The following is a 24,722-nucleotide window of genomic DNA, read 5'->3' on the forward strand; positions in this document are numbered from 1 at the left end:
CTCTCCGTGCTTTGAGGGCGCTTTCAAGCGGGAGCGGCGTTGCGAACCTGTTCGGCCGCCGCATCCAGGATCGCCTGAGCCAGAGCGGGATCGTTGACGACGCGCGATAGCGTCACCGCGCCGACCATCGTCGAAAGAATGGCCATGGCCTTGCTGCTGGACGCCTCGCCGCCGGCGGGATCGAGGAAGCGGCCGAGCACGTCGAGATGCGCCTTGATTCCCCCCTCGAATGCCGCTTTCACATCCGGGCCCTGTCTCGCGGCATCCGCGCCGAGCGCCACGATCGGGCAGCCATCCATCTTTTCTTCGCGATGGTCGCCACTGAGGTAGAACCCGATCACCGCGCCAAGCGGATCATCAGGCTTCTGCTCGGCCGCGTCCGACCACCGGCGGGAAGCACTCTCCAAGGCACGCTTGGACGCCTCTACCGCCAAATCCTCTTTTGACTCGAACTGCTTGTAGAAGGCGCCCTGGGTTAGCCCGGCGCCCTCCATCAGATCCTTGAGGCCGATGCCATCAAAGCCGCGCTCCCTGAAGAGGCGACTTGCCACATTGATCACGGTTTGCCGGTTCTCCGCGGCTTGAATGCGACTCACGCGCATCGTGGACCTCCATTTTGGATTTCGGTCGAAATCTATATCTCAAATAGAGTGCGAACGCAATCTATCAAGCGGCGCAGGACTGAATCTGGCGCCCCTCGGCCAAAGGGCCGGCTTTATGGAGATCACATTCCCGTCAGCACTCCAATTTAGATTGTGATCGACCTCTAAATTAGCTATAGAGGTCGAACGAAATCTAAGTGGTCTGGGAGATGGCAATGAGAAAGAGCAGACTTTTGGTCGTGGCAGGCGTCCTGATCGCGGCGTCGGGAGCCGCTGTCTTCGCCACTCTTGCTATTCCCGCCCAAGAAGCTTCCGCCGCACGCGATCCGAGGCAGGAACCGCCGATGGTCAGCCTGGTGACGGCCGCGCGGGTGAGCGGATCCGAACGCGGTTTCACGGGCACCATAGGCGCGAGGGTGGAAAGCAACCTTGGCTTTCGCGTCGCCGGTAAGATCGTCGAACGACTTGTGAATGTCGGTGAGCAGGTCAAAGCCGGGCAGCCGCTGATGCGGATCGACGAAACCGATCTGCGTCTTGCGCTTACGGCGAAGCGCAACGCCGTCGCCGCAGCGCGCGCAACCGTCGTTCAGACGGATGCGGATGAGCGGCGATACGCCAACCTCGTCAATGATGGATGGACCTCCCGGCAGCGCTACGAGCAGGCGAAGGCCGCATCGGATACAGCCAAAGCGCAGCTCGCCGCCGCCGAAGCCGAAGCGGGGGTCGCCGAGAACCAGGCAACTTACTCCGTCCTGGTGGCGGATGCGGACGGCACCGTCATGCAAACGCTTGGCGAGCCCGGACAAGTCGTCTCCGCCGGCCAGATGGTCGTTCGGCTTGCGCAGTCCGGCCCTCGCGAAGCCGTGGTTGCGCTTCCCGAAACGATGCGACCGGCGATCGGCTCGCTCGCCGAGGCCAGCCTGTATGCGAGGCCAGCCTGTATGGAAGCGATGGACGCCGCTTTACGGCGCATCTTCGCCAGTTGTCGGATTCCGCCGATGCCCAGACCCGCACCTACGAGGCCCGCTATGTGCTCGACGGCGAGGCTGCCGCGGCACCGCTCGGCGCAACGGTCACGATTCGGCTTGCAAGCCAGGAGACGCAACCGGAAGTCCAGGTGCCGCTGGGAGCCGTGCTCGATGACGGCAGAAAGACCGGCGTTTGGGTTTTCGACAGCGCCACCTCGACCGTGCACTTCCGGCCGATCAAGCTGGTGCGCGTGACCAGCGAAACCGCCGTGATCTCCGGGCTGAGCTCGGGTGATTCCGTTGCTTCGCTCGGCGCTCATCTCCTGCAGGAAGGCGCACGCGTCAGGACCGCCTCTCAAGATAGGAGCAACTGATGAGCTTCAATCTTTCCGCGATCGCCGTTCGCGAACGGGCCGTCACGCTATTCTTCATCCTCCTGCTGGCGGCTGCAGGCGCCTACGCTTTCTTCATGCTCGGACGCGCCGAGGACCCCTCCTTCACCATCAAGACCCTGACGGTCACGACGGTATGGCCGGGCGCGACGGCGCGCGAGATGCAGGACCAGGTCGCCGAACCGTTGGAGAAGCGGCTTCAGGAACTGACCTGGTACGACCGGGTGGAGACGACCACACGGCCAGGCTATGCGTACATGACGGTTACGCTGAAGGACAGCACACCGCCATCGAGCGTGCAGGAGGAGTTCTACCAGGCCCGCAAGAAGCTCGGCGATGAAGCCCGCAAGTTGCCGTCCGGCGTGCTTGGACCCTTCGTCAACGACGAATATTCGGACGTGAGCTTCGCCCTTTACGCCCTCAAGGCGAAGGGCATGCCGTTGCGTGAGCTCGCCAGGAAGGCCGAGGTGATCCGCCAAGATCTCCTGCATGTGCCCGGCGTCAAGAAGATCAACATCCTCGGCGAACGTCCCGAGCAGATCTTCGTCGATTTTTCCTATACCAAACTGGCAACCCTCGGCGTATCGGCACAGGATATTATTGCCGCTTTGCAGCGGCAGAATACGGTCACACCCGCCGGTTCGATCGACACCAGGGGCCCGCAGGTCTTCATCCGGATCGACGGCGCTTATGACAGTGTCCAAACCATCGCTGACACGCCGATCGTTGCTGCCGGCCGGATGCTGAAGCTCTCCGACATCGCCGATGTCCGCGTGGTTACGAGGATCCTCCCACCTACCTCATCCGACACCAGGGTGAGCCCGCCATCCTGCTCGGGGTCGTTATGCAGGAGGGCTGGAATGGTCTCGCACTCGGCAAGGCGCTGGAAGAGAAGTCCGCAGCTATCGCACAGACGCTGCCACTCGGCATGACGCTCGACAAGGTGACCGATCAGGCCGTCAATATCACCTCGGCAGTTGACGAATTCATGCTGAAGTTTGCGATGGCGCTCGGCGTGGTGTTGCTGGTGAGCCTACTCAGCCTCGGCTGGCGCGTCGGTATCGTCGTGGCCGCAGCGGTTCCTCTGACGCTTGCCGTCGTGTTCCTGATCATGCTGGAAACCGGCCGGTTCTTCGACCGCATCACGCTCGGCGCCCTCATCCTGGCGCTTGGTCTTCTCGTCGATGACGCCATCATCGCCATCGAGGTGATGGTGGTGAAAATGGAAGAGGGCATGGACCGCATGCTGGCGGCGGCCTATGCGTGGAGCCACACTGCGGCGCCGATGCTGTCCGGAACACTCGTGACGATCGCCGGCTTCCTGCCGGTGGGGTTCGCGCGCTCGACGGCCGGCGAATACGCCGGCAACATCTTCTGGGTCGTAGGGTTCGCCCTCATCGTCTCCTGGATCGTCGCGGTGGTCTTCACGCCGTACCTCGGCGTCAGGATGCTGCCCGCGATCAAGGCAGTCCAAGGCGGTCACCACGCGATCTACGACACACCCAACTATCGGCGCTTGCGCGGGCTCATCACTTTCGCGGTGCGCCACAAGTTCGTGACCTGCGCCATCGTCGCCGTCGCTTTCGCGCTTTCCGGTGTCGGCATGGGTGCCGTCAAACAGCAGTTCTTCCCGACCTCCGATCGTCCCGAAGTGCTGGTCGAGGTTCGCCTGCCGGAAGGCACCAGCATTGAGACGACGACAGCCACAGTCGAGAAGCTCGAACGCTGGCTGCACGACCAGCCCGAGGCCAAGATCGTCACCAGCTATATCGGTCAGGGCGCTCCCCGTTTCTTCTTCGCGATGGCGCCGGAGCTGCCCGATCCGGCCTTCGCCAAGATCGTCGTGCTGACACCGGACGCGGAAGCGCGCGAGGCTTTGAAGCACCGGCTCCGACAGGCGGTGTCGGAGGGGCTTGCACCTGAGGCCAATGTGCGAGTTACTCAGCTTGTGTTCGGACCCTATACGCCGTTCCCGGTCGAGTTTCGGGTCATGGGGCCTGATCCCGCGCAATTGTACGCCATCTCTGAAAAAGCCCTCGACGTTATGCGTGGCGTGCACGATGTGCGCCAAGCGAATCGCGATTGGGGCAATCGTACGCCTGTGCTCCGCTTTATCCCGGATCAGGATCGACTGAACCTCATCGGCCTCTCGCCTGCGGAAATGAGCCAGCAGCTCCAGCTTCTCCTCACCGGCATCGCCGTCACGCAGGTCCGCGAGGACATCCGCAACGTTCCGATCATGATGCGCAGTGGAGGCGGCGAGCGGTTGGACCCGACGCGTCTGGCGGACTTCTCGCTCATCAGCCGGACCGGCCGACAGATTCCGCTCGACCAGATCGGCCATTCGGAAATCCGTCTGGAAGAGCCGATCCTGAAACGCCGCGATCGCACGCCGGTCATCACGATTCGCTCGGACATCAACGAGGCGACCCAGCCTCCAGAGGTCTCCAAGCAGATCAAGACGGCCCTCCAGCCGCTGATCGCATCTCTACCGGCGGGCTATCGCATCGAGATGGGTGGCTCGATCGAGGAGGCCACCAAGGCCAATGACGCCTTGGCGACTGTCTTTCCCGCGATGATCGCCGCCACCCTGATCGTCATCATGCTTCAGGTGCGATCCTTCTCGATGATGGCCCTCGTCGTGCTGACCGCACCGCTTGGTCTCGTCGGCGTCGTGCCGGTGCTGCTCGCCTTCAACCAGCCCTTCGGTTTCAACGCCATTCTGGGTCTGATCGGACTGGCCGGCATCCTGATGCGCAATACGCTGATCCTGACCGAACAGATCAAGGAAAACCTCGCTGCCGGACTTGACGACTATCACGCCGTGATCGAGGCCACGGTGCAACGCACGCGGCCCGTGATCCTGACCGCACTTGCCGCCGTGCTGGCCTTCATTCCCCTCACGCACTCCGTGTTCTGGGGATCGATGGCCTACACGCTGATTGGCGGCACGGCGGTCGGCACGGTGCTGATTCTGCTGTTCCTGCCTGCGCTCTATGCTGCGTGGTTCCGGATCAAGCCGACGGCAGATCAGGTCCACCAGAATTCGACAGAGCAACCGGAATTACGGCCAGCATTGGCTGCCGAGTAGAGCTCGCTGAATTCGATGAACCGTCCGGTCCGAACGGAAAAGGTTTCCGACGAGGCGCGCGCGAGAATCCTGGAAGCGGCGGAGGAACAGTTTCGCCGCGTCGGTCACCACAGAACTTCGGTGGCCGACATCGCCGCAGGACTCGGCATGAGCCCGGCGAATATCTATCGGTTCTTTCCCTCCAGGGATGCAATCAACGAGGCCATCTGCGGGCGTGTTGTGAACGAGGTTGCTGACATCGCGTATGCGATCGTACGCACGAACGCGCCGGCCAAGGCGAAACTCGACCAAGTCCTGACCGCTGTTCACCACCGCGCCAAGATGATGCTGGTCGAGGCAAGGCCCATGCACGAGTTGATCGTCGCCGCCACGCAGCAGAACTGGCCGATCATCAAGGCGCATAGCGAACGGATGGTGACGATCTTAGAGGCGATCTTTACGGGAGGGCATCGAAGCCGGCGAGTTCAAGGTCGAAGATGCCGCGGAAGCCGCGCGAGCGGTCAAGTGCGCGTTCATCCCGTTCTTCCATCCGATTCTGATCGAGTACTGCGTTCAACACGGCGAAGACAACGAAGCAGGCCTGCGCAGCCATATTCGCTTCATCCTCAGAGCTCTCGGCAAGTCAGGCTAAAGCATGTCCGAGGTCAACAAGATCCTCAGGGCAGGAAGAACGGCATGAATGGCATTCCGCCGCCCCCCTTGTTGTCCGCGCTGGCCTCGGCCTTGGGCTTTGCGGGTCTTGCCGGAGCCTCCTCCCTATCCCTACTCCTGCGCTCGAGCCTGGCAGATGGGGCCTGACGTGCCTTGCGCCTCTCGCATTCGTCGTTGTCATTGACGAAGTAGCCGGCGGCACACGTGATCTTGACGCAGCGATCGCCGTCACGTTTGAGGCCGGATCCGCAAATCAACGGACAAACTCGCGCGGCTTTGAGCTTGATCGCGTCAAGCGCATCGGCGCTCGCGGCCTTGGCATCGAACTTGGTGCCGGCGTTCTGGTTGAACAGCTCAAGCGAGCGCCGGGACGCAGCGTCCCATTCCCCGTTGGCCGATCCTGTGAAGCAGCCAACCCGGCGCAACTCGGTCTGTAGCGATTTTGCAAGCTCGGGCGGCGCCGCTGGCGGCGCGGGCGCTTGCGGACTGGGCAGCGCGGCCACCTTGGCATCCGCATTTGTGTTCGGCTCTCCCGGCCGGTTTGACGCGGAGGGAGCAACCGGTGCGGTGTTCTTTGCGACAGCGGCGGCAATCTCGGCCGCGACACGCCTCTGTTCGGCCTGAGCCGCCTGTTGTTGCGCGGCCTCCTTGGCTGCCTCGGCGGCGGCCCGAGCTTCCTGCGCTGCTTTCAGCTCCGAGGCCGCCTTGGCGAGCTGCGTCTGCTGAGCGCCCTGGTTGACGAGCCGTGCCTGCTCTTGCTCGGCCTGACGCGCTTTTTCGTCTGCCGCCGCACGCTTCTCCTCCGCGTCAATCTTGGCGAGCTGAAGCTTTGCCAGATTTGCGTAGTAGCTGTCCGGATACTGGGCGATGAAGAAGTTCAATGCATCCTTGTTGCCGACCTGCAGCGCAAGCTCGTAGTCGTGCCGCATTTCCGACCGCGGCGTCGCCGCTGAGGCGGCTTCCTTGGCAGTTTCCTTGGCAGCTTCCTTGGCTGGTTCCTTGGCCGGCACCAGCGGCACATCGTCACCGCCAAGCGTGCCGTAAACGTACGGCTCCTGCCGATTGCCGGTTGCTTTCATGACGTCGTCGCGGACGAAACCGAATACCCTGCGCAAATCCAGGCCGGGTGTTCCGATATATTTGACCAGTGCGGCAGCGTAGGGACTGTTCTTGCTGTTGCCGTCCGACGCCGTCGAGCCGGCCTTGGCGGCGAAGGCCACCAGCGTATTCGCTGTCGCCGGCTCAATGCGGGCGAGGCCCCGGCTGATTGCCCGTGAGCCAACCGTTCGCTTCATCTTCTCGGAGAAAGGATTGTTGCGGCAAGCGTCGAGGATCACAAGCCGCAATTGCCTTGCCGGTTCAACGGCCAGCAGGACCCGATCGAGCGAAAACGCCTCGTCGTAGACATCTGTATCGCGCTCTAGCGTGGCATCGATCGGGATCAGGTAGTTCGTGCCCTCGATCTCGATGCCATGACCCGCGTAATAGACGACGGCTACATCCGCGTCGCGCGCCTGGTCGGCAAAATCGCGCAGCGCACGTCGCATCTCGGCCGCCTGAATGTCCAGACGGGTTTGCACAACGTCAAAACCCGCGTTCTTCAGTGTCGCCTCGACAATGACGGCGTCGTTGATCGGGTTTGAAAGCGGCGCCGCGTTCTTATACGCGGAATTGCCTATGACGAGGGCGACACGATTTGCAGCCCATGCCGGCTGACAGAGCAGCAGCATGGCGAGGAAAAAGGAAATTCGGCGCAGTTTCACAAAGCCGTGTGCAGCCATGGCAGTGCTACTGTTGAAATAGTGCCTCTAAATATACGTGCCGCCACGACAGAAACGGTTCAATGACAGCTTGATGATCCGCAGGATCCGGGGGAAATGGAACCGGGTCGGCAGGATGCGTGACCCCCGGGGATGGCGGGCCGATTGACCTCCTCGGAGGCATGGCGTCTAGTGACACCGATTTTGAGCGGCGAGGTCAGTGCTGTGACTGACGTGAAGCTCGGCCAGGTGAACTCCGCAACAGCCGGGAATGGGATCGCCAGTTGCGGCGTCAATCCCTGGCTGGACTGGACCGCGAGAGCAGCAATATTCATCACCTACGGCGGGTCCGCGCTTCTCGGTGCCGCAGGCATTCCTCACCTGCTTCCGCTGGACAGCGTCGCCAAGCTGCTGATGGTCGCGGCCGGCATTGCAAACGTCCTTTTTCTCGGCCTGGTTACAGTGACGGCCATGATCCGGCTGGTCCCGATCATGAAGTCGAAGGGCATTGAGACGCGCATCTCAGCCTTGCTGGGTACTTTCCTGAGTATCGCGCTCGCTTTTCTTCCGAAGGCAGAGCTCGGCCCAATCTGGTCGATCCTGTCCACAGCGTTGATCATGGTGGCGACGTCGCTGTCTATTGTGGTGCTTCGCTGGTTGGGCAAGTCCTTCAGCATTCTGCCGGAGGCAAGGCGCCTGGTGACGGAGGGACCTTACCGAATCGTCAGGCATCCCCTCTACCTCTGTGAGCTAACTGCTCTGGCCGGCGTGACACTCCAAGTGCTTTCACCGCTTGCTGTGCTCATCGCCGTTGCTGTCGTGACGATTCAATGCCGGCGAATGATCAACGAAGAGCGGATTCTTCGGTTGGCTTTTCCTGAATATGACGCCTACGCCGCAAGGACGCCTTTTCTGATCCCGGTCAGATTGATCCCTACAGGGATTGAGCGATTGGCTCGTCAGGCCGGGCGGAAGCGGTTGACCAAGGCCGTCGATCCGCAAGCCTGACGCCGCGCTTCAGCCTCATCCAAGCAATTTCCACCGCCCGTCTCCCGCGCGCTTCAGTGTGGGATCATCCACGCGCACATGCTCGGCCAAAAAATCGATGAACGCGCGCACGCGCGCGGGCAGCGGCGCGGTATGGCCGACATAGACGGCGTGGATGTCTTCGCGGTCGCCGGGGTTGTAGTTCTGCAGCACCGGCACGAGCCGGCCGGCTTCGATGTCCGGGCCGATGTGGAACAGGGCGAGGCGGGCAAGGCCGACGCCGCCGAGCGTGAGGCGGCGGGCGGCTTCGCCGTCGCTGGCGCGCGCGGCCGGCGGCGGCACGGCTTCCTCGGTGCGGTCGCCGCGCTTGAACGGCCAGCCGCGGATCGAGCGCGGAAAGGTCCAGCCGATGCCGCGATGTTCGGCGAGATCCGCCGGTGTCTTCGGCGTGCCGAAGCGCGCGAGATAGTTCGGCGCGCCGACGACGACCATGCGGCTGGTGCCGAGCTTGCGCGCGACCAGGCGCGAGGCCCGTAACGGTCCGACGCGGATGGCGACGTCGGCGCGCTCCTGCATCAGATCGATCAGCGTGTCGGTCAGCACGAGGTCCAACGTGACGTCCGGATGCTGTTCGAGGAAGCGCGGGATCAGCGGCATCACATGCAGCATGCCGAACGGAATATTGCTGTTGACCGTGAGCCGGCCGCGCGGCGCCGCGCCCGAGGCTGCCTCGCGCTCGGCCTCCTCCATCTCGCCGAGGATGTTTACGGCGCGCTGATAGAAGGCCTGGCCTTCTTCCGTCAGCGTGAGCTTCCGCGTGGTGCGGTTGATCAGCCGCGTGCCGAGCCGCGCCTCCAGCCTTGAGATCAGCTTGCTGACGCCGGACGGCGTCAGGCGCAGTTTTCGCGCGGCCTGGGTGAATCCGCCCAAGTCGACGACGCGAACGAAAACCTCCATCTCGGCGGAGCGGTTGGTGTCGAAGCGGGCCATGTTGAATTCACGTCATAAATGATTGGATTGCGGACATCCTAATGTTTTTGCTGCGCTGCGGCTATCTGCGTGTGTCGTCCCTCTCATTGGAAGTCACGCATGCCTCCCGCCGTCCTCGCGCTCACCGCCGGTGCCTTCGGCATCGGCACCACCGAGTTCATCATCATGGGCCTGTTGCTCCAGGTCGCCGCCGACATGCACGTCTCCGTGCCGGTCGCGGGCTTGCTCATCTCCGGCTATGCGCTCGGCGTGTTCGTCGGCGCGCCGGTCCTGACGCTGGCAACGCGGCGGATGCCGCGGAAAACCGTGCTGCTGGCGCTGATGGCGATCTTCACGCTCGGCAATGCGGCCTGCGCGCTGGCGCCGAACTATGCGCTGCTGATGGCCGCGCGGGTGCTGACCTCGCTCGCCCACGGCACCTTTTTCGGCGTCGGCTCGGTGGTGGCAACCAGCCTCGTTGCCGAGGACAAGCGCGCCTCCGCGATATCAACCATGTTCATCGGCCTGACGGTCGCAACCCTGCTCGGCGTGCCCTTCGGCGCCTGGTTCGGCCTGATGCTCGGCTGGCGCGCGGCGTTCTGGGCGGTGACCGCGATCGGCGTGATCGCGTTTGCGGTGGTCGCCGCGCTCGTGCCGGGCCATGTCGGCAGCGGCGACAAGCCCATCTCGCTCGCAGAGGAAGTGGCGGTGCTCGGCCGGCCGCAGGTGCTGCTCGGCCTTGCCATGACCGTGTTCGGCTTCGCCGGCCTGTTCGTCGTCTTCACCTACATCCAGCCGATCCTGACGCGCTTCACCGGCTTTCCGGAAGCCGCCGTATCGCCGATCCTCCTGGTGTTCGGCGTCGGGCTTGCCATTGGCAATGTCGCGGGAGGCAGGCTCGCCGACCGTGGGCTGGCGCGTGCCCTGATCGGCACGCTCGCCGCGCTCGCGATCGTGCTCGTGGGTCTCGCTGCGGTGCTGTCGATCAAGAGTCTTGCGATCGTGTTGATCCTGCTGCTCGGCATCGCCGCCTTCGCAACCGTGGCTCCGCTGCAGCTTCGCGTTCTCGAAGCCGCGGGCCCGAGTGGCCGCACGCTCGCCTCGAGCCTCAACATCGCCGCGTTCAATCTCGGCAACGCGCTCGGCGCCTGGGCCGGCGGCGCCACCATCGATCGCGGGCTCGGTCTCTCCGCGCTGCCGATGGTGGCCGCGGCAATCACGGCAGTGGGCCTCCTGCTCGCGCTGTGGAGCCTTCGGCTCGACCGCGCGCCGGACGCGGTCGTGGCGTGCCCTGCCGAGTAGAGCGAGGGCGCACGACGATCCCAGACAATTCGGCGCATTGGCGGGCCCCCGCCAAAGCGCCATGCAGAAACGCACCTGTACACGCCCTATCGCCCTCCGTAACCTCCGCTGCGCAATTTCAGGAGAAAGCGACGTGGCGAAGAAGACGGCGACCAGGAAGAAAACGGCTTCGAGGAAATCGGCGGCGAAGACCTCGCGCAAGAAGGCGACTGTCGGCAAAGCGGCTCCTGCAAGGCCGGCCAAGAAAGCCGCACCACGCAAACCGGCCGCGCCGCCCCGCCCGAAGGGGCCGGTCTGGCAATGGTCGGCGGTCGACACTGCGGCCGCGATCCGCACTGGGGCAATCTCCGCGGTCGAGACGGTCGAAGCCCATCTCGAGCGGATGCACGCAGTCAATCCCAGGCTCAACGCGGTGGTCGTCGATCTCTCGGAAGAGGCGCTCGCGGCGGCGCATGCGGCCGACAAGCAACGCGCCAAGGGCGGCGAGCTCGGCCTCCTGCACGGTGTGCCGATCACCATCAAGGAGAATGTTGACTATGAAGGCCGACCCAATTTCAACGGCGTGCCGGCCAACAAGGACCTCATCGCGCCATCGGATTCGCCGGTCGTCCGCAATCTGAAGAAAGCCGGCGCGATCGTCATCGGGCTGACCAACACGCCGGAATTTTCCTTCCGCGGCTTCACCGACAGTCCCCTGCACGGGCTGACGCTGAACCCCTGGGATCCGAACATCACCTGCGGCGGCTCCTCGGGCGGGGCGGGTTCGGCGGTCGCCGCCGGCATCGGCACCATCGCGCACGGCAACGACATCGGCGGCTCGCTGCGCTGGCCGGCGCATTGCAACGGCATCGCCACCATCAAGCCGACGCAGGGGCGCATCCCGGCCTTCAACCAGAGCGCAACGGCCGAGCGACCGATGCTGGCGCATCTGATGTCGGCGCAGGGCCCGCTCGCCCGCCACGTCGCCGACGTTCGTCTGGCGCTCGAAGTGATGAGCCAGCGTGATCCGCGCGATCCCTGGTGGGTGCCGGCGCCGCTGGTCGGGCCGAAGCCGAAGGGGCCGGTCAAGGTTGCGCTCGCCAAGATCCCCGAAGACATGGACGTCGATCCGCAGGTCGCGGCGGCGCTGCGCCAGGCCGCCGATCATCTTGATCGCTCCGGCTATCGCGTCAGCGAGGTCGAGGTACCCGACATCAACGGCGTCTGGCAGACCTGGTGCGACATCATCACCAACGAGACGGTGGTGATGCAGGAGGCCGCGATGCTCAAGGTCACTTCGGAGGACTTCCACAAGGCATGGGGCGGCATGAAGACCGAGGCCAGCGTGCTCGACCTGCCGGCCTGGATGCGCGCCACCGCCGCGCGCAACGGCCATATCCGCGCCTGGCAACTATTCTTCGAGGACTATCCGGTGGTGCTGGCGCCGACCACGGTGAAGCCGACGCCGGGGCCGCGCGAGGATACGGTCAGCGCCGAGCGCGTACGCGAGATCTTCTGGGGCGAGATCCGCTTTATCTCCGCGATCAACGTGCTGGGTCTGCCCGGCGCCGTGGTGCCGGTGGCGTTGCATGACGGCAAGCCGATCGGCGTGCAGCTCATCGCCGGACGCTACCGTGAGGACCTCGCGCTCGATGCCGCCGCCGCGATCGAGAAGCGCGCCGGAGTCCTCACCCGTCGGCTCTGGGAACAGATGGCCTGAGCTGACACAGGGGCTTCGTGGGTCGCGCGAAGCCCCTCTTGTATCCTCGGACCAAAGAGCATCACACTCTTGCCTCGAGCACTGCTCTCGCCGCCGCAACATACTCCCGCCAATGCACGTCAGCGTAACGTTCGGCCTGTTGCAGGCAGGTGAGATCGGGCGCATGTGCCGCTGCGATCATCCGCGCAAAGCGCTCTTCGGCCACCGTCGCGCCGTCGTCGGCGACCGTCGATGCAAAGGCCGGTGCTGCGCGAGGTGCCACGGCGAGCCCGGCCATTCCGGCCAGCAAGATGCGGCGTGACGTCTTCATGGCTGTCGTCCTCCGTTGTCCGGCCTGCACTCGGGCGGGCGGATGTGTCGCTGCGAGCACGGCAGGGTAGCCGTGCACGTTCGTACAGTCCATCGGTTGCGGATGCCGCTTGACCATCGTGACGATCACGTTCCATCTAGCAGCGGTTCCGTCATCACAGCGCTTCCCGCGTCGGATTGTCACGTGTTCATCCGCAGTCAAACGTTCCGCCCGGCTTTGGGGGCTCCCGCGGCGGGGCTGCTCTGTCTAATGATGTCGGCCGGCGCCGCCTTTGCCGCCGACACCGAAGATGACGCCGCCACCGAGCCGGCCGTTCCTAACATTTATCTCGATCTGCGCACGACCTATGCGACGATCCCGGCGGGAGCGCTCGGGCTCGGCTTCGGCAACACGTCGCTGTCGGCGGCGCTCGAGGCGTTGGCGGCGCGCGGCCGCACTGCGCTGCCGAACGGCCTGCCGGCCGCGAAATCGATTGCCGTCGATCTGCCGCTGACCGTCGACGTCAGCGATAGCGTGTCGCTCTACGGCGGCGTGTCCGGCTCAACGATCGATTTCGGCGGCGGCTGGTCATCATTCGACGTCACGAGCTGGAACATCGGCATGTACGCCGAGCTCTATCAGCAGAACGGCGGGCAGATCCCGACGATCAAGCTGCAATCCACCCTGACGCAGTCGGTGCCGAACGAGCCGGGCATGACGACATCGTTCAATAACATCCTGGAACTCGACTACGCGCTGGATGAGGACGAGACGAGGGGCTGGCTTGCCGGCGTGCAATACACCTACATCGACATCGCCAGCCAGTTCGCCAGCATAAGGCCGTACACGATCCTTTATGCCGGCGGCTATTATCAATGGCCGAGCAACTGGAAGTTCACGGGACGCCTCGGCGTGCAGTCATTCGGTGGCGCGCGGCTTCTCAATCAGACGCTGGCGCAGTCCTTCACCCAACCGATCCTGCGGCTCGACCTCGACCGCATGGATGACAACGACAACCGCCTGTTCGGCATCACCGCGCAGATTGCGTGGCTGCCGAAGCCGTCTTACCAGGTGACGCTGCGCACGCCGCTCTATGCCGTGCGCAACTGACTGCAGGCATGGCGGCTGGCTGCCTCCCGCGCCTGCAAACAAGGCAGCGGAGTGATCGCGCGAGCAGTTCTACTCCGGTACCGGGACGTCGAACGTGTTCAGCGTCACAGAGACCATGCAGTAGATGCCGACGAGATAGGACAGTTCGGCCGCGCCGTGCTCGCCGAACTCCTTCACCGCCGCGCGCCAGGTTAATTCCGGCAGCACGCCGCCGCTCACCAGCGCGGAGGCCATGTCGTAGGCGACCGCCTCCTGCTTGGTGAGGTCAACCGGCCGCTGCCCGGCGACGATGGTGCCCAGCTTCTCATCGGAGAGGCCGCGCTGCTCGGCAACAAGCACATGGGCATAAAGCTCGTAGCCGGAGCGGAAATGCGAACCGGTAACGAGGATCGCGACCTCGCGCACCGGAGCCGGCAACAGCGGGTTCGCCGCGACCGCCTTGACCAGCTCCCACACCGGCTTGCCGAAACGCGGCTCACGGATCCAGGGATTCCAGGGCCCGAGCAGCGCGCCATCCTCGCGCATGTTCACAAAGCCCTTGAAGTGGTCCTTGATGCCCGCTCGCATGTCGTCATAGAGCGGCTTCTGTTCGCTACTCAGCTCTTTCGGATCGAGAATGGGCAGGCGCACGGCGGGATCTCCTCGTTGAGAAGGAGCGAGGCTCGCCCGCGGGCGCGGTGAAGGCAAGTGAAGTTGCCGTGACATCGAGCTCCGGAGCGGTGACCGTCCGAGGGCGTCGGCTATGATGCCTCGGGGCTTCGTGCGCTCTGCGGATTGGCGACGTCATCGACGGCGAGCGTCAGCGGATCGCCTGTTGCCAGGAACGACGACAAGGCGGCCTCAACGGGCGCGGGGTCGAGACCGCGCGCGTTCAACCAGGCGGGTTCGTAATAGGTCTGGCGATAACGTTCGCCGGAATCGCAGATCAGCGTCACCAGCGATCCCGTCACATTCGTCTTTCGCATCTCCGATGCGAGCCGGCACAGCGCCAGGAAATTGGTGCCTGTGGATCCGCCGACAGCCCGCCGCAGCCGCCGCGACAGCACGTTCATCGCCGCGATCGTCGCCGCATCCGGGATCTTCATCATGCGGTCGACCACGCCCGGGACGAACGACGGCTCGCAACGCGGGCGGCCAACGCCTTCAATCAGGGAGGGGCGCTCGCAAACTTGCGTGCGGTCCTGCGTGCGGAAGCAATCGAAGAAGGCGGAATGCTCGACGTCGACGACGCAGAGCCGCGTCGGATACTGGCGATAGCGTAAGTATCGCCCAATCGTCGCGGAGGTGCCGCCGGTGCCCGCGCCCATCACGATCCAGTCCGGAATCGGTCGCGGCTCGCCCTTCAATTGCGTGAAAATGGATTCGGCGATGTTGTTGTTGCCGCGCCAATCGGTGGCGCGCTCGGCAAACGTGAACTGGTCCATGTAGTGGCCGTTCAGGCGCGCGGCGAGCGCGGCGGCTTCCGCATAGAGCGTGCGGCCATCATCGATCAGATGGCAGTTGCCGCCATAGTGCTCGATTGCGGCGATCTTCTCCGCCGAGGTCGTGCGCGGCATCACGGCGTAGAAGGGCACGCCGATCATCTGCGCGAAATAGGCCTCCGACACCGCGGTCGATCCCGATGAGGCTTCGATGACCGGCGTGCCCTCGCGGATATGCCCGTTGCACAGTGCATAGAGAAACAGCGAGCGGGCCAGACGATGCTTCAGGCTGCCGGTCGGGTGCGTGGATTCGTCCTTCAGATAGATGTCTATCCCGGCGAGCGCCGGCACGATCAGCCGGATCAGATGGGTGTCGGCGGTGCGGCACTGGTCCGCCTCGATCGCGGCAACCGCCTCATCCACCCAGCCTCGACGGTAGGCCGGTGCGATCGGATTTTGCTGGCGGAAGGGGAGTGGTTGCATCGGCATTGGCAGAATCTGTCATGATGCCTATCGCGCATCAATAGCTTCCGCTCAAAACTCCAGCGGCGCGTTGTCGACCACCTCCTTCATCACGAAGAAGGTGCGGGTCTGGCGGACGCCTGGCAGTGCGATGAGCTGCTCGCCGTGGATGCGGTTGAAATCCTCCATGTCGCCGACACGGATCTTAAGGAAGTAATCGAAATCGCCGGCGACGAGGTGACAGTCGAGCACGAATTTCAGCTTGGCGATCGCCTGCTCGAACGTCGCAAAACTCTCCGGCGTCGAGCGGTCGAGCACGACGCCGACCATGACCAGCGTGCCCTTGGCGACCTTCTTCGGCGCGACCATGGCGCGGACGGCGGCAATAAAACCGTCCTCGAACAGGCGCTGGGTGCGGCGGTGACAGGTCGCCGGGCTGATCGCGACAGTTTCGGCCAGCTCCGCGTTGCTCAGCCGGCCGTTATTCTGCAGCAATCGCAATATCTTGAGATCGATACGGTCGAGTCGGGCAGGCATGGAAGAAGCTTTCGTAAAATATCATTCTGACGAAAGAAATTAGAAGACTTGCCCACCAAGGCGCAAGGATTGCGTCAATCCTGCCTTGCTTTTGAGAGCACATTTGCGGGGCCAGATGCTAGTCGCTGCGGCCAGCTCAACGCCAATCGGGATGACTTTACGATGCTGGAAAAATTCGCGCGCTATCCGCTGACCTTCGGCCCGACACCCATAGAGAAGCTGGAGCGCTTGTCCAAGCATCTCGGCGGTCAGGTCGAGATCTATGCCAAGCGCGAGGACTGCAATTCCGGTCTTGCCTATGGCGGCAACAAGCTGCGCAAGCTCGAATACATCATCCCCGATGCGATCGCCTCCAACGCCGACACGCTGGTGTCGATCGGCGGCGTGCAGTCCAACCACACCCGCATGGTGGCCGCCGTGGCGGCCAAGGTCGGCATGAAGTGCCGCCTCGTGCAGGAAGCCTGGGTGCCGCACGAGGACGCGGTCTATGATCGCGTCGGCAACATCATGCTTTCGCGCATCATGGGCGCCGACGTGCGCCTGGTCGATGACGGCTTCGACATCGGCATCCGCAAGAGCTGGGAGCAGGCGATCGAGGAGGTGAAGGCGGCCGGCGGCAAGCCCTACGCGATTCCTGCCGGCGCCTCCGTGCACAAGTTCGGCGGGCTCGGCTATGTCGGCTTCGCCGAGGAGGTGCGCAAGCAGGAGCAGGAGCTCGGCTTCAAGTTCGACTACATCATCGTCTGCACCGTCACCGGCTCGACCCATGCCGGCATGCTGGTGGGCTTCGCCGCCGATGGTCGCGCGCGAAAAGTCATCGGCATCGATGCCTCCTTCACGCCGGCACAAACCAAGGCGCAGGTGCTCTCGATCGCGCAGAACACGGCGAAGCTCGTCGAGCTCGGCAAGGACCTCGTCGCGGATGACGTCGTGCTGATCGAGGATTACGCCTATCCCGCCTATGGCGTGCCGTCGGAGGAGACCAAGGAGGCGATCCGCCTCACCGCGCGGCTCGAAGGCATGATCACCGATCCCGTCTACGAGGGCAAATCGATGCAGGGCCTGATCGATCTTGCGAAGAAGGGCTATTTCGAGAAGGGCGCAAAGATACTCTATGCGCACCTCGGCGGCGCCCCCGCGCTCAACGGCTACGCTTATGCGTTCCGGAACGGGTGAGGCTTGGGTGATGCGGGTGCGACTGGCGCCGCGTCACCCTGTCGTCCCGGCCTAGTGCGCAACTGCGCACGGGGGCCGGGACCCATAACCCCAGGGAGTAGTTTGGCGAAGAACGTCGTCGCGCGTGCCCTAAGATAGATCACGCGGTATGGATCCCGGATCTGCGCTCCGCTACGGGGACAGCGCTACGCGCTGTCCGACGTGTGTGGAGGGAGTAGGGCGCGCCAACTACGGTCCGCGCCGCCGTCTATCGCGTGGGATTGGCGGGCTGCGCCGCTGCCCTACCGAGTCCTGACCAGCCGCAGCAGCTCCTCCCCGTAGTGCTCGAGCTTCTTGTCGCCGATGCCAGGGACGTTGCGCAATTCGTCGAGCGTGGTCGGCCAGGCCCGCACGATGCCGTCGATGGTGGCATCGTGCAGCACCACATAGGCGGGCACGCCGCGCTCGCGCGCGACGTCCGAGCGCCAGGCGCGCAAGCGTGCGCGCAATTCGGGATCGACATCGCCCTGGGGTGCGTTTGCCGCAGGGGCGAGATCGCCGCGGCGGGATTTGGCGCGGCTGGCGCGGACGCGAGTGCCGGGCGCCTCCTCGCGCAGCCACACCTCGGCCTCGCCGCGCAGGACGCTGCGTGAGGAGTCCGTCAGCTTCAGCGCGCCAAAAGCCTCGCTGTCGCTCTGCAAATGCCCCATCGCCACCAGTTGCCGCAGCACGGTGCGCCACTGCTTCTCGTTGAGCTCGCGCCCGACGCCGAACACCGAGAGCTTGTCGTGGCCGAACTGATTCACCTTCTCGGTCAGCCGTCCCACCAGCACGTCGATCAGATGCATCGCGCCGAAACGCTGGCCGGTGCGGTAGACGCAGGACAGCAGTTTTTGCGCCAGCACCTTGCCGTCGCGCATTTTCGGTGGTGTCAGGCAGTTGTCGCAATTGCCGCAGCTCTCGGTCATCACGACCTCGCCGAAATAGGCGAGCAGCCGCCGGCGCCGGCAATGCGGCGTTTCGGCAAGGCCAACCAACGCGTCAAGCTTGCCGATCGAGACCCGCTTGAAATCGTCGGACGCGCCTGATTCGTCGATCATGCGGCGCTGCTGCACGATGTCCGAGAGGCCATAGGCCATCCAAGCGGCGGACGGCTTGCCGTCGCGGCCGGCGCGCCCGGTCTCCTGGTAATAGGCCTCGATGCTCTTGGGCAGATCGAGATGGGCGACGAAGCGCACATCGGGCTTGTCGATGCCCATGCCGAAGGCGATGGTTGCGACGATCACGATGCCGTCCTCGTTGAGGAAGCGGTCCTGGTTGCGCGAGCGCACGCTGCTGTCGAGACCGGCGTGGTAGGGCAGCGCCGGAATGCCGGCGTCTTCCAGCGCCGCGGCAACCTCCTCGACCCGATTGCGGGACAGGCAATAGACCACGCCGGCATCGCCCATATGGCGCTCGCGAATGAACTCCTTGAGCTGCGACACCGAATTGCGCTTGTCGACGATCTCGTAGCGGATGTTCGGCCGGTCGAAGCTGGAGACGAATTGCGGGCTGCCCACAAGCTGGAGCCGCTCGACGATCTCCTTGCGCGTCAACTCGTCCGCGGTCGCGGTCAGCGCGATGCGCGGCACGTCGGGAAAGCGCACAGCGATGACAGAGAGGGCGACATATTCGGGCCGGAAGTCATGCCCCCATTGCGAGACGCAATGCGCTTCGTCGATCGCAAACAGCGCCACCTTCGCTTGCGCCAGCAGCGACAGGCAGCGCGGCGTGACGAGGCGTTCCGGCGCGACATAGAGCAGGTCGAGATCGCCCGCGATCAGGCGGCGCTCGACTTCGGACGCCTCCTGCGGCGTCAGCGACGAGTTCAGCGCGGCGGCGTTGACGCCCGCTTCGATCAGGCCCGCGACCTGGTCGCGCATCAGTGCGATCAAAGGCGACACCACGATGCCGCAGCCTTCGCGCAGCAGCGAGGGGAGCTGATAGCACAGCGACTTGCCGCCGCCGGTCGGCATCAGGACCAGGCAATTGCCGCCATCGGTGACATGCCGGATGATCTCGCCCTGTGCGCCGCGGAAGCCGGGCAGGCCGAACACCGAATGCAGCACCGACAGTGCATCGCGGCCGTCGCCGGATGCGGGCAATGGGGCGATGGAGGGCGCGGACATTGGCGAGCAGGAGCAGGGTGGTGACGATTCCGTCTCCGCCAGTGGCATGGCCGCGCTGTCGTGACAAGGTTTTTGAGGCGGCCGCGACAGCTCTTTGCTTGCGGCGTGGACGGAGCGTTCCGAGTCCCGTCCGCAAAGTGCGGTCGGGCCCAGCCGTTCCCTCGTCAGTCCTTCAGGTCATACCGGTAGGATTTCGATACGATCTGCCAGCCGTCGCTGAGTTTCATTGCGACCAGATAGTCGGTGAAATAGCGCGGCGGCAACTGGCACCTGACCTTGATGAAGGCGGTCTTGTCATCCGAACGATCGATGGTGACGATGAAATCCTCGCGCGGCTTGCCTTCGGCCTTGGCGGAAGCCCGCTTGCGCACGCGGTCGAGCCAGTCCGGCACGGTGAGCACCTGAAGCTCGCCCTTCTCGACCCAGCGCAGGTCGGCGGAGGGATGGAAGATGGCGCCGAGCTTCTCGGCATCGCCTTCGTAAAGCCCGTCAAAATAGGTCTGCACGACGGCCTCGACACTCGCACGGTTCTGGCTCATGGCTCATCCTCCCGAATGTTTGCTCCGCGAGAATTTAGTCACGCCCGCCGAATTGCGCTATGGGTGTTATCGCCGCTTGCGCGAGAGCATTGTCATGACCGGATCAGAAAAGTCGAACGCCTCCATCCTTGCCGGCGAATGCTTCTGCCGCGCAGTCCGCTTTGAGGTGGCGGACGAATTCTCCTACGCGCTGAACTGCCACTGTTCGAACTGCCGCCGCACCACCGGCTCAGCCTTCAAGCCGTTCGCCGGGATCGAGCAGGCCAAGCTCCGTATCGTCGCGGGCGCGGACCAGCGCCTCATCTTCGGGGACGAGACCACCCATGATGCGCACTGCGCCCGCTGCTGCTCGCTGCTTTATTCCCGGGTTCGCGAAGGAAAATGGGTCCATGTCGCCCTGGGAACCCTGGTCGACGCTCCCTCGATCCGGCCGAGCGCCCATATTTTCGTCGGCTCCAAGGCGCCCTGGTACGAGATCACGGACAATCTGCCGCAATATCGCGGGCACATCGCGGATGGCTGAGGCGAGGCCACAGTTCACGTCGCGCCTGAGGAAACAGCCTACGTCGCGATCGCGCTCGCTGCGATGTTGACCGTCAGCGCCAGCAGCGCCGTGTTGTAGATGAAGGAGACGATGCCGTGCGCGGTGGCGGTGCGGCGGATGGTCTTGTCGGTGATGCCGACGTCGGAGACCTGCGCGGTCATGCCGATCACGAAGGAGAAATAGACGAAGTCCCAATAGTCGGCGTGATCTTCCCTCTCGCCGCTCGGGAATTGCAGGCCGCCCGGCGGGTGACGGTAGTAATCATGAGCGTAATGCAGCGCGAAGGTCGTGTGCACGGCGGCCCAGCTCAGCGCGATGGTGGTGATTGCGATGGTCAGCTCCGACACGCCACGATGCGGCGTGCCGAGCTCGGAGACGATCGCGGCGATGCTTGCAAACGCGCCGATCGCCGTCACCAGCAGGATCACGAAACGGCCGTCGTCCTGCATCGCGGCGGCCCGGCGGATGTGCTGGTGGTCGTTGTTCAGCATCATGCCGTAGACCAGCACGAGATAGGCCGCGATCAGCGCGTCCCAGCCGAGCAATAGCCGCGTCACCAGCCGCAGCGAGCCCGGCAACAGCAGGGCGACGATGATGCCGACGCCAAGCGCGATAAAAGTCCGCGGCCGTGCATAAAGCAGTTGCATCGGCCGCGACATCTGGCGGAAGCGGACGAGGACGGGATCTTCCTTGTCAGTGGCCATGACGGCTACGGCCTTTTCGGTAGACTCTCGTTGTCGCCGCAGCGGCGGACTACCCGACATTCAAGCTGTGCTTGAATGTCGACCTCTCCCCGCAAGCGGGGCGAAGTAAAGATCGTTCCTCTCGGTCAGTTCTTCCGCTCGGCGACGAAGTGCGCAGCGGCGCGGAGCACGTCGGCGCGGTCGCCGAAGATCGAGACGGCGGTGTCGGCCCGCGCGAGCAGATCGCGCACGCGCTGCTTGGCGCCTTCGATGCCGAGCTGAGTGACGAAGGTGGTCTTGCCGAGCGCTGCGTCCTGGCCCGAAGGCTTGCCGAGCGCCGCCGCATCGCCCTCGACGTCGAGCAGGTCGTCGGCGATCTGGAAGGCTTCACCGAGTGCATGGCCGTAATCATCGAGCGCCTGGTATTCCTTCTCCGACGCCTGGCCCAGGATCGCGCCGGCGATGCAGCCGTAGCGGAGGAGAGCGCCGGTCTTCATCTGCTGCAGACGCGCGACATCGACCGGCTCGCGGTCGCCGAACCGGCCTTCGCCGGCGAGATCGAGCATCTGGCCGCCGACCATGCCGCCGATGCCGGCGCAGCGCGCCAGCGCACGCGTCAGCAGCAGCCGCACTGTGGCGTCGCGATGGACCTCGTCGCGGGTGATGATGTCGAAGGCGAGCGTCAACAGGCCGTCGCCGGCGAGGATCGCGGTGGCATCGTCGGTCTTCTTGTGCAGGGTGGGCCGGCCGCGGCGCAGATCCGAATTGTCCATCGCCGGCAGATCGTCATGGATCAGCGAATAGCAGTGGATGCATTCCAGCGCGGCGCCGGCGAGCAGGGCGGCCTCGCGCGGCACGCCGAACACCGCGGCGCTCTCGACCACCAGGAACGGCCGCAGGCGCTTGCCGCCGTTGAGGCTCGAATAGCGCATTGCGTCCATCAGCCGCTTGGGCCGGGCAATTTCATCAGGCAGGATGTCGTCCGACAGCAGGCGCCCGAGCAGGGCCTCGGTGTCATCAGCGGTCTTGTCCAGACGTTTGGCGAAATCGGACGGGGACGTGCCGGTCATCAAGAAGGGCTCCAGAACTAAAAATCGGCGGGACAATCCTTTATGCGCTCGCCTCAGTCAATCGTTTGGAAGGCCTTAAAAGTGCTGGAAAAGGCCAGAATTATCACAGGCTTAATGGCCGAGCCCGTGGCCGCGTTTGATTTTGCGCCGGAAAGGTTGCTTTGCGCGTTCTCAAGACCCTGATCGTGGTGCTTGCGATCGCGCTGCTCGCGCCCTACGCAGTTGCGCCGTTCTACCGCGCCGGCCATCCCGTTTCGACGCTGATGGCCTGGCGGTCCCTGCGCGGCGCACCGATGCACCGGGAATGGATAGATCTTTCGGCGATGTCGCCTTACCTGCCGCGATCGGTGGTGGCGGCCGAGGACGCCCACTTCTGCAGGCACCGCGGCATCGACTGGGGCGCGCTGCGCGAGGCAATTGATGACGCGCAGGAGGACGGTACGCCGTTCCGGGGCGCCTCCACCATCACCCAGCAGGTGGCCAAGAACCTGTTCCTCTGGCAGGGGCGGGATTTCGTGCGCAAGGCGCTGGAGTTTCCGCTCGCGCTGTGGATCGACTTCGTCCTGCCCAAGTCGCGGATCCTGGAAATCTACCTCAACATCGCCGAGTTCGGCCCGCGGGGCCAGTTTGGGGTCGAGGCGGGCAGCGCCTATGCCTTCGGCAAATCGGCCGCGAACCTGTCTTCTCGGGAGGCGGCCCTACTGGCCTCGATTCTGCCGAATCCGGTCAAACGCAGTGCCAAAAGCCCCGGTCCGGGCATGCGGCGGCTGGCCGCAATCTATATGGCGCGGGGGCAGGCGAGCTCGCTTGCAACCTGCTGGCGGGAAAATCGCGGATTTTGAGCTCTTTTCGGGCATATTTTCCGGTCCAAAACCCTAGCTTTGCCGCCAGCCTTCCTCTATAAGCGCGGCCTTGATCGGCATTCAGCTCGCCTCGTATTGCGGGTGCTGAGCCGTCCCCTCGCGGACGATGCCCGGAAAACACCAATCCCTAGAGGATATTGATAATGGCCGTTCCGAGAAGAAAAACCTCGCCGTCGCGCCGTGGCATGCGCCGCTCGGCGGATGCTCTCAAGAAGCCGACCTATGTCGAGGACAAGGATTCCGGCGAGCTCCGCCGCCCGCACCATCTCGACCTCAAGACCGGCATGTACAAGGGCCGCCAGGTCTTGAAGAAGAAAGAGTCCTAAAGGCTGGCGTTTTCGGTTGGGCGCGGCGACGTGGCCCCTGATTTCGGCCTATCCAAGAGCTATGATGCATTAGGTGGTGACGGCGGCGGAGCAAATGCTTCGCCGCCGCATTGTCCTGTCCGGACGTCTTGATCGAGAAGGCATTTTGCCGATGGTCGGTTTCCCGCTGCTTCTGATTCCGCTCGCGGTCTACAACATCATCGCCTTCCTGATGCCGACCGTGTCGTTCACGGACGTGTTGTTCAAGGTGCCGATGGTGACGGGCGAGGCCTGGCCGGTCACGCTCGCCGACCTCCTGCTCGCCCTCGGCGTGGTGCTGTTGCTGCTCGAGGTGGTCAAGGGGGCGCGGCCGGGGGCCAAGTTCCTGATGGATCACCTGCTGTCGCTGATCGTGTTCGGCGCGGCTGCGGCCGAATTCGTGATGTGGCCGAAATTCGGCAACTCCACCTATTTCCTCCTGGTGCTGCTCGCGATGGCCGATTTTCTCGGCGGCATCGCCCAGCGCACGCGCCGCCGCATCACCTATGTTCCTGCCGAGGCCGTGACGACGCCGCGCAAGGCCAAGCGCCAGGCCGAGCCGCCGGCGTCGGCGGACGAGATCTTCCAGCCGAAGCACGAGCCGGCGCCTGCGCCGGTGCCGCCCGCGCCTTCGGCGCAATCGGTCGCCGAGTCCGTGCTGAAGGATCATCCCGCACCGAAGCCTGCCACGCAGTCGCCGGAAATCCCCTCGCCGGATTTACAGCCGGGCAACGGCACGCCGCCTTCCGACACGCCGCCGCGCTGATTTTCCCTCAAGCCACCTGCCGCGTGCGGGCGCCGACGCTGGGCAATGGGCACTTGCTGCCATAGGCCGTCCGCGCATCCTCGGGCGAGGCGCGGCGCAGCCGGCTGGTCTGGGGCAGGTGCTCGGCATTGGCGATGAGCTGGGTGACGAAGCTCGAATCCGGCCGCGGCAGCGGCACCTTGCGTGCCCACTGCAATGTCTGTGTCAACGGCACCAGGGCCGTGCCTGTGCCGCCTTCTGCCTCATCCGATCGATCAGTACTCAACATCGCAAATCACCGTTGATCTGGCGGAACTGTCGCGTTTCGGGACGCTGACGCCGCTGCGTGTCATGTACTCGCAAGGCCTATG

General features: G+C 64.3%; 22 protein-coding genes and 3 pseudogenes. 13 read left to right on the forward strand and 12 right to left on the reverse strand.

Annotated features, from left to right (window positions below):
* Positions 1 to 23: 23 nt before the first annotated feature.
* Positions 24 to 602: a TetR/AcrR family transcriptional regulator gene (locus tag MTR72_RS28915; RefSeq protein ID WP_280967797.1), complete on the reverse strand. Its 579-nt coding sequence runs from the start codon at positions 600 to 602 to the stop codon at positions 24 to 26.
* A 215-nt stretch (positions 603 to 817) separates the two neighbouring features.
* Between MTR72_RS28915 and MTR72_RS28920 the strand changes: the two are divergent.
* From MTR72_RS28920 to MTR72_RS28935, 4 genes and pseudogenes are all read left to right on the forward strand, one after another.
* Positions 818 to 1,944 (forward strand): annotated as a pseudogene (locus tag MTR72_RS28920) (efflux RND transporter periplasmic adaptor subunit).
* Positions 1,944 to 5,053, forward strand: a pseudogene (locus MTR72_RS28925) (efflux RND transporter permease subunit). The pseudogenes MTR72_RS28920 and MTR72_RS28925 overlap by 1 nt, the downstream one beginning before the upstream one ends.
* A gap of 15 nt (positions 5,054 to 5,068) precedes the next feature.
* A pseudogene (locus MTR72_RS28930) lies at positions 5,069 to 5,200 on the forward strand (TetR family transcriptional regulator); the annotation flags it as partial.
* Between the two features lie 301 nt (positions 5,201 to 5,501).
* Complete coding sequence (locus MTR72_RS28935) at positions 5,502 to 5,684, forward strand: hypothetical protein (RefSeq protein ID WP_341511631.1); 183 nt, start codon at positions 5,502 to 5,504, stop codon at positions 5,682 to 5,684.
* A gap of 25 nt (positions 5,685 to 5,709) precedes the next feature.
* Here the strand turns inward: MTR72_RS28935 and MTR72_RS28940 are convergent, their stop codons facing one another.
* The gene (locus MTR72_RS28940) at positions 5,710 to 7,485 is read right to left on the reverse strand and encodes a caspase family protein (RefSeq protein WP_280967799.1); all 1,776 of its coding nucleotides are present in this window, start codon (positions 7,483 to 7,485) and stop codon (positions 5,710 to 5,712) included.
* A gap of 171 nt (positions 7,486 to 7,656) precedes the next feature.
* Between MTR72_RS28940 and MTR72_RS28945 the strand changes: the two genes are divergently transcribed.
* Positions 7,657 to 8,472 carry a methyltransferase family protein gene (locus MTR72_RS28945; protein ID WP_280967800.1) on the forward strand — a complete coding sequence of 272 codons (816 nt, stop codon included), beginning with the start codon at positions 7,657 to 7,659 and terminating at the stop codon, positions 8,470 to 8,472.
* Between the two features lie 15 nt (positions 8,473 to 8,487).
* On the opposite strand, the gene MTR72_RS28950 is transcribed toward MTR72_RS28945, so the two are convergent.
* Positions 8,488 to 9,441 (reverse strand): LysR family transcriptional regulator, encoded by a 954-nt coding sequence (locus MTR72_RS28950; protein WP_280967801.1) that lies wholly within the window; start codon positions 9,439 to 9,441, stop codon positions 8,488 to 8,490.
* Positions 9,442 to 9,540: 99 nt separating this feature from the next.
* Here MTR72_RS28950 and MTR72_RS28955 point away from each other — a divergent pair, with 99 nt between their 5' ends.
* Complete coding sequence (locus MTR72_RS28955) at positions 9,541 to 10,722, forward strand: MFS transporter (protein ID WP_280967802.1); 1,182 nt, start codon at positions 9,541 to 9,543, stop codon at positions 10,720 to 10,722.
* A 133-nt stretch (positions 10,723 to 10,855) separates the two neighbouring features.
* Complete coding sequence (locus MTR72_RS28960; RefSeq protein ID WP_280967803.1) at positions 10,856 to 12,421, forward strand: amidase family protein; 1,566 nt, start codon at positions 10,856 to 10,858, stop codon at positions 12,419 to 12,421.
* Positions 12,422 to 12,482: 61 nt separating this feature from the next.
* Here the strand turns inward: MTR72_RS28960 and MTR72_RS28965 are convergent, their stop codons facing one another.
* The gene (locus MTR72_RS28965) at positions 12,483 to 12,731 is read right to left on the reverse strand and encodes a hypothetical protein (RefSeq protein WP_280967804.1); all 249 of its coding nucleotides are present in this window, start codon (positions 12,729 to 12,731) and stop codon (positions 12,483 to 12,485) included.
* Positions 12,732 to 12,947: 216 nt separating this feature from the next.
* On the opposite strand from MTR72_RS28965, the gene MTR72_RS28970 reads away from it, so the two are divergent.
* Positions 12,948 to 13,820, forward strand: a complete 873-nt coding sequence (locus tag MTR72_RS28970) for a hypothetical protein (protein ID WP_341511632.1) — start codon at positions 12,948 to 12,950, stop codon at positions 13,818 to 13,820.
* Between the two features lie 69 nt (positions 13,821 to 13,889).
* Here MTR72_RS28970 and MTR72_RS28975 read toward each other — a convergent pair whose 3' ends face one another.
* The 3 genes from MTR72_RS28975 to MTR72_RS28985 all read right to left on the reverse strand — a co-directional run bounded on the left by MTR72_RS28975 (position 13,890) and on the right by MTR72_RS28985 (position 16,240).
* Positions 13,890 to 14,450: a carboxymuconolactone decarboxylase family protein gene (locus tag MTR72_RS28975; protein WP_280967805.1), complete on the reverse strand. Its 561-nt coding sequence runs from the start codon at positions 14,448 to 14,450 to the stop codon at positions 13,890 to 13,892.
* A gap of 110 nt (positions 14,451 to 14,560) precedes the next feature.
* A complete protein-coding gene (locus MTR72_RS28980) occupies positions 14,561 to 15,724 on the reverse strand; it encodes a PLP-dependent cysteine synthase family protein (protein ID WP_280971173.1) in 1,164 nt (387 codons plus the stop codon).
* A 51-nt stretch (positions 15,725 to 15,775) separates the two neighbouring features.
* Positions 15,776 to 16,240: an Lrp/AsnC family transcriptional regulator gene (locus tag MTR72_RS28985; protein WP_280967806.1), complete on the reverse strand. Its 465-nt coding sequence runs from the start codon at positions 16,238 to 16,240 to the stop codon at positions 15,776 to 15,778.
* A 162-nt stretch (positions 16,241 to 16,402) separates the two neighbouring features.
* Here MTR72_RS28985 and MTR72_RS28990 point away from each other — a divergent pair, with 162 nt between their 5' ends.
* Entirely contained in the window at positions 16,403 to 17,416 is a 1,014-nt protein-coding gene (locus tag MTR72_RS28990) for a 1-aminocyclopropane-1-carboxylate deaminase (protein WP_280967807.1), read from the forward strand.
* Between the two features lie 281 nt (positions 17,417 to 17,697).
* Here the strand turns inward: MTR72_RS28990 and recQ are convergent, their stop codons facing one another.
* Both recQ and MTR72_RS29000 read right to left on the reverse strand, forming a co-directional pair.
* Complete coding sequence (gene recQ, locus MTR72_RS28995) at positions 17,698 to 19,563, reverse strand: DNA helicase RecQ (RefSeq protein WP_280967808.1); 1,866 nt, start codon at positions 19,561 to 19,563, stop codon at positions 17,698 to 17,700.
* A gap of 164 nt (positions 19,564 to 19,727) precedes the next feature.
* Positions 19,728 to 20,102 carry a nuclear transport factor 2 family protein gene (locus MTR72_RS29000; protein ID WP_280967809.1) on the reverse strand — a complete coding sequence of 125 codons (375 nt, stop codon included), beginning with the start codon at positions 20,100 to 20,102 and terminating at the stop codon, positions 19,728 to 19,730.
* 94 nt (positions 20,103 to 20,196) lie between these two features.
* On the opposite strand from MTR72_RS29000, the gene MTR72_RS29005 reads away from it, so the two are divergent.
* Positions 20,197 to 20,625: a GFA family protein gene (locus MTR72_RS29005; RefSeq protein WP_280967810.1), complete on the forward strand. Its 429-nt coding sequence runs from the start codon at positions 20,197 to 20,199 to the stop codon at positions 20,623 to 20,625.
* Between the two features lie 38 nt (positions 20,626 to 20,663).
* Here MTR72_RS29005 and MTR72_RS29010 read toward each other — a convergent pair whose 3' ends face one another.
* Entirely contained in the window at positions 20,664 to 21,350 is a 687-nt protein-coding gene (locus tag MTR72_RS29010) for a DUF1345 domain-containing protein (RefSeq protein ID WP_341511627.1), read from the reverse strand.
* Positions 21,351 to 21,475: 125 nt separating this feature from the next.
* Positions 21,476 to 22,399 carry a polyprenyl synthetase family protein gene (locus tag MTR72_RS29015; protein WP_280967812.1) on the reverse strand — a complete coding sequence of 308 codons (924 nt, stop codon included), beginning with the start codon at positions 22,397 to 22,399 and terminating at the stop codon, positions 21,476 to 21,478.
* A 161-nt stretch (positions 22,400 to 22,560) separates the two neighbouring features.
* On the opposite strand from MTR72_RS29015, the gene mtgA reads away from it, so the two are divergent.
* The 3 genes from mtgA (at position 22,561) to MTR72_RS29030 (ending at position 24,372) form a co-directional block, all read left to right on the forward strand.
* A complete protein-coding gene (gene mtgA / locus MTR72_RS29020) occupies positions 22,561 to 23,241 on the forward strand; it encodes a monofunctional biosynthetic peptidoglycan transglycosylase (RefSeq protein ID WP_280967813.1) in 681 nt (226 codons plus the stop codon).
* Between the two features lie 164 nt (positions 23,242 to 23,405).
* Entirely contained in the window at positions 23,406 to 23,588 is a 183-nt protein-coding gene (gene rpmF / locus MTR72_RS29025; RefSeq protein ID WP_024509484.1) for a 50S ribosomal protein L32, read from the forward strand.
* 151 nt (positions 23,589 to 23,739) lie between these two features.
* Positions 23,740 to 24,372, forward strand: coding sequence for a hypothetical protein (locus tag MTR72_RS29030; RefSeq protein ID WP_280967814.1), 633 nt, complete (start codon positions 23,740 to 23,742; stop codon positions 24,370 to 24,372).
* 7 nt (positions 24,373 to 24,379) lie between these two features.
* On the opposite strand, the gene MTR72_RS29035 is transcribed toward MTR72_RS29030, so the two are convergent.
* Entirely contained in the window at positions 24,380 to 24,640 is a 261-nt protein-coding gene (locus MTR72_RS29035) for a hypothetical protein (RefSeq protein WP_280967815.1), read from the reverse strand.
* Positions 24,641 to 24,722 lie beyond the last annotated feature (82 nt).

Origin of the sequence: Bradyrhizobium sp. ISRA442, assembly GCF_038085055.1 — a bacterium.
Classification (GTDB): Bacteria; Pseudomonadota; Alphaproteobacteria; order Rhizobiales; family Xanthobacteraceae; genus Bradyrhizobium.

Coding starts and splice junctions, on each gene's coding strand:
- MTR72_RS29010 (WP_341511627.1), bottom strand. CDS start 21,350: ATGGCCACTGACAAGGAAGATCCCGTCCTCGTCCGCTTCCGCCAGATG.
- MTR72_RS29015 (WP_280967812.1), bottom strand. CDS start 22,399: ATGACCGGCACGTCCCCGTCCGATTTCGCCAAACGTCTGGACAAGACC.
- MTR72_RS28940 (WP_280967799.1), bottom strand. CDS start 7,485: ATGGCTGCACACGGCTTTGTGAAACTGCGCCGAATTTCCTTTTTCCTC.
- MTR72_RS28985 (WP_280967806.1), bottom strand. CDS start 16,240: ATGCCTGCCCGACTCGACCGTATCGATCTCAAGATATTGCGATTGCTG.
- MTR72_RS28965 (WP_280967804.1), bottom strand. CDS start 12,731: ATGAAGACGTCACGCCGCATCTTGCTGGCCGGAATGGCCGGGCTCGCC.
- MTR72_RS28955 (WP_280967802.1), top strand. CDS start 9,541: ATGCCTCCCGCCGTCCTCGCGCTCACCGCCGGTGCCTTCGGCATCGGC.
- MTR72_RS29000 (WP_280967809.1), bottom strand. CDS start 20,102: ATGAGCCAGAACCGTGCGAGTGTCGAGGCCGTCGTGCAGACCTATTTT.
- MTR72_RS28950 (WP_280967801.1), bottom strand. CDS start 9,441: ATGGCCCGCTTCGACACCAACCGCTCCGCCGAGATGGAGGTTTTCGTT.
- recQ (WP_280967808.1), bottom strand. CDS start 19,563: ATGTCCGCGCCCTCCATCGCCCCATTGCCCGCATCCGGCGACGGCCGC.
- MTR72_RS28915 (WP_280967797.1), bottom strand. CDS start 602: ATGCGCGTGAGTCGCATTCAAGCCGCGGAGAACCGGCAAACCGTGATC.
- MTR72_RS28990 (WP_280967807.1), top strand. CDS start 16,403: ATGCTGGAAAAATTCGCGCGCTATCCGCTGACCTTCGGCCCGACACCC.
- MTR72_RS28980 (WP_280971173.1), bottom strand. CDS start 15,724: ATGCAACCACTCCCCTTCCGCCAGCAAAATCCGATCGCACCGGCCTAC.
- rpmF (WP_024509484.1), top strand. CDS start 23,406: ATGGCCGTTCCGAGAAGAAAAACCTCGCCGTCGCGCCGTGGCATGCGC.
- MTR72_RS29030 (WP_280967814.1), top strand. CDS start 23,740: ATGGTCGGTTTCCCGCTGCTTCTGATTCCGCTCGCGGTCTACAACATC.
- MTR72_RS29035 (WP_280967815.1), bottom strand. CDS start 24,640: ATGTTGAGTACTGATCGATCGGATGAGGCAGAAGGCGGCACAGGCACG.
- MTR72_RS29005 (WP_280967810.1), top strand. CDS start 20,197: ATGACCGGATCAGAAAAGTCGAACGCCTCCATCCTTGCCGGCGAATGC.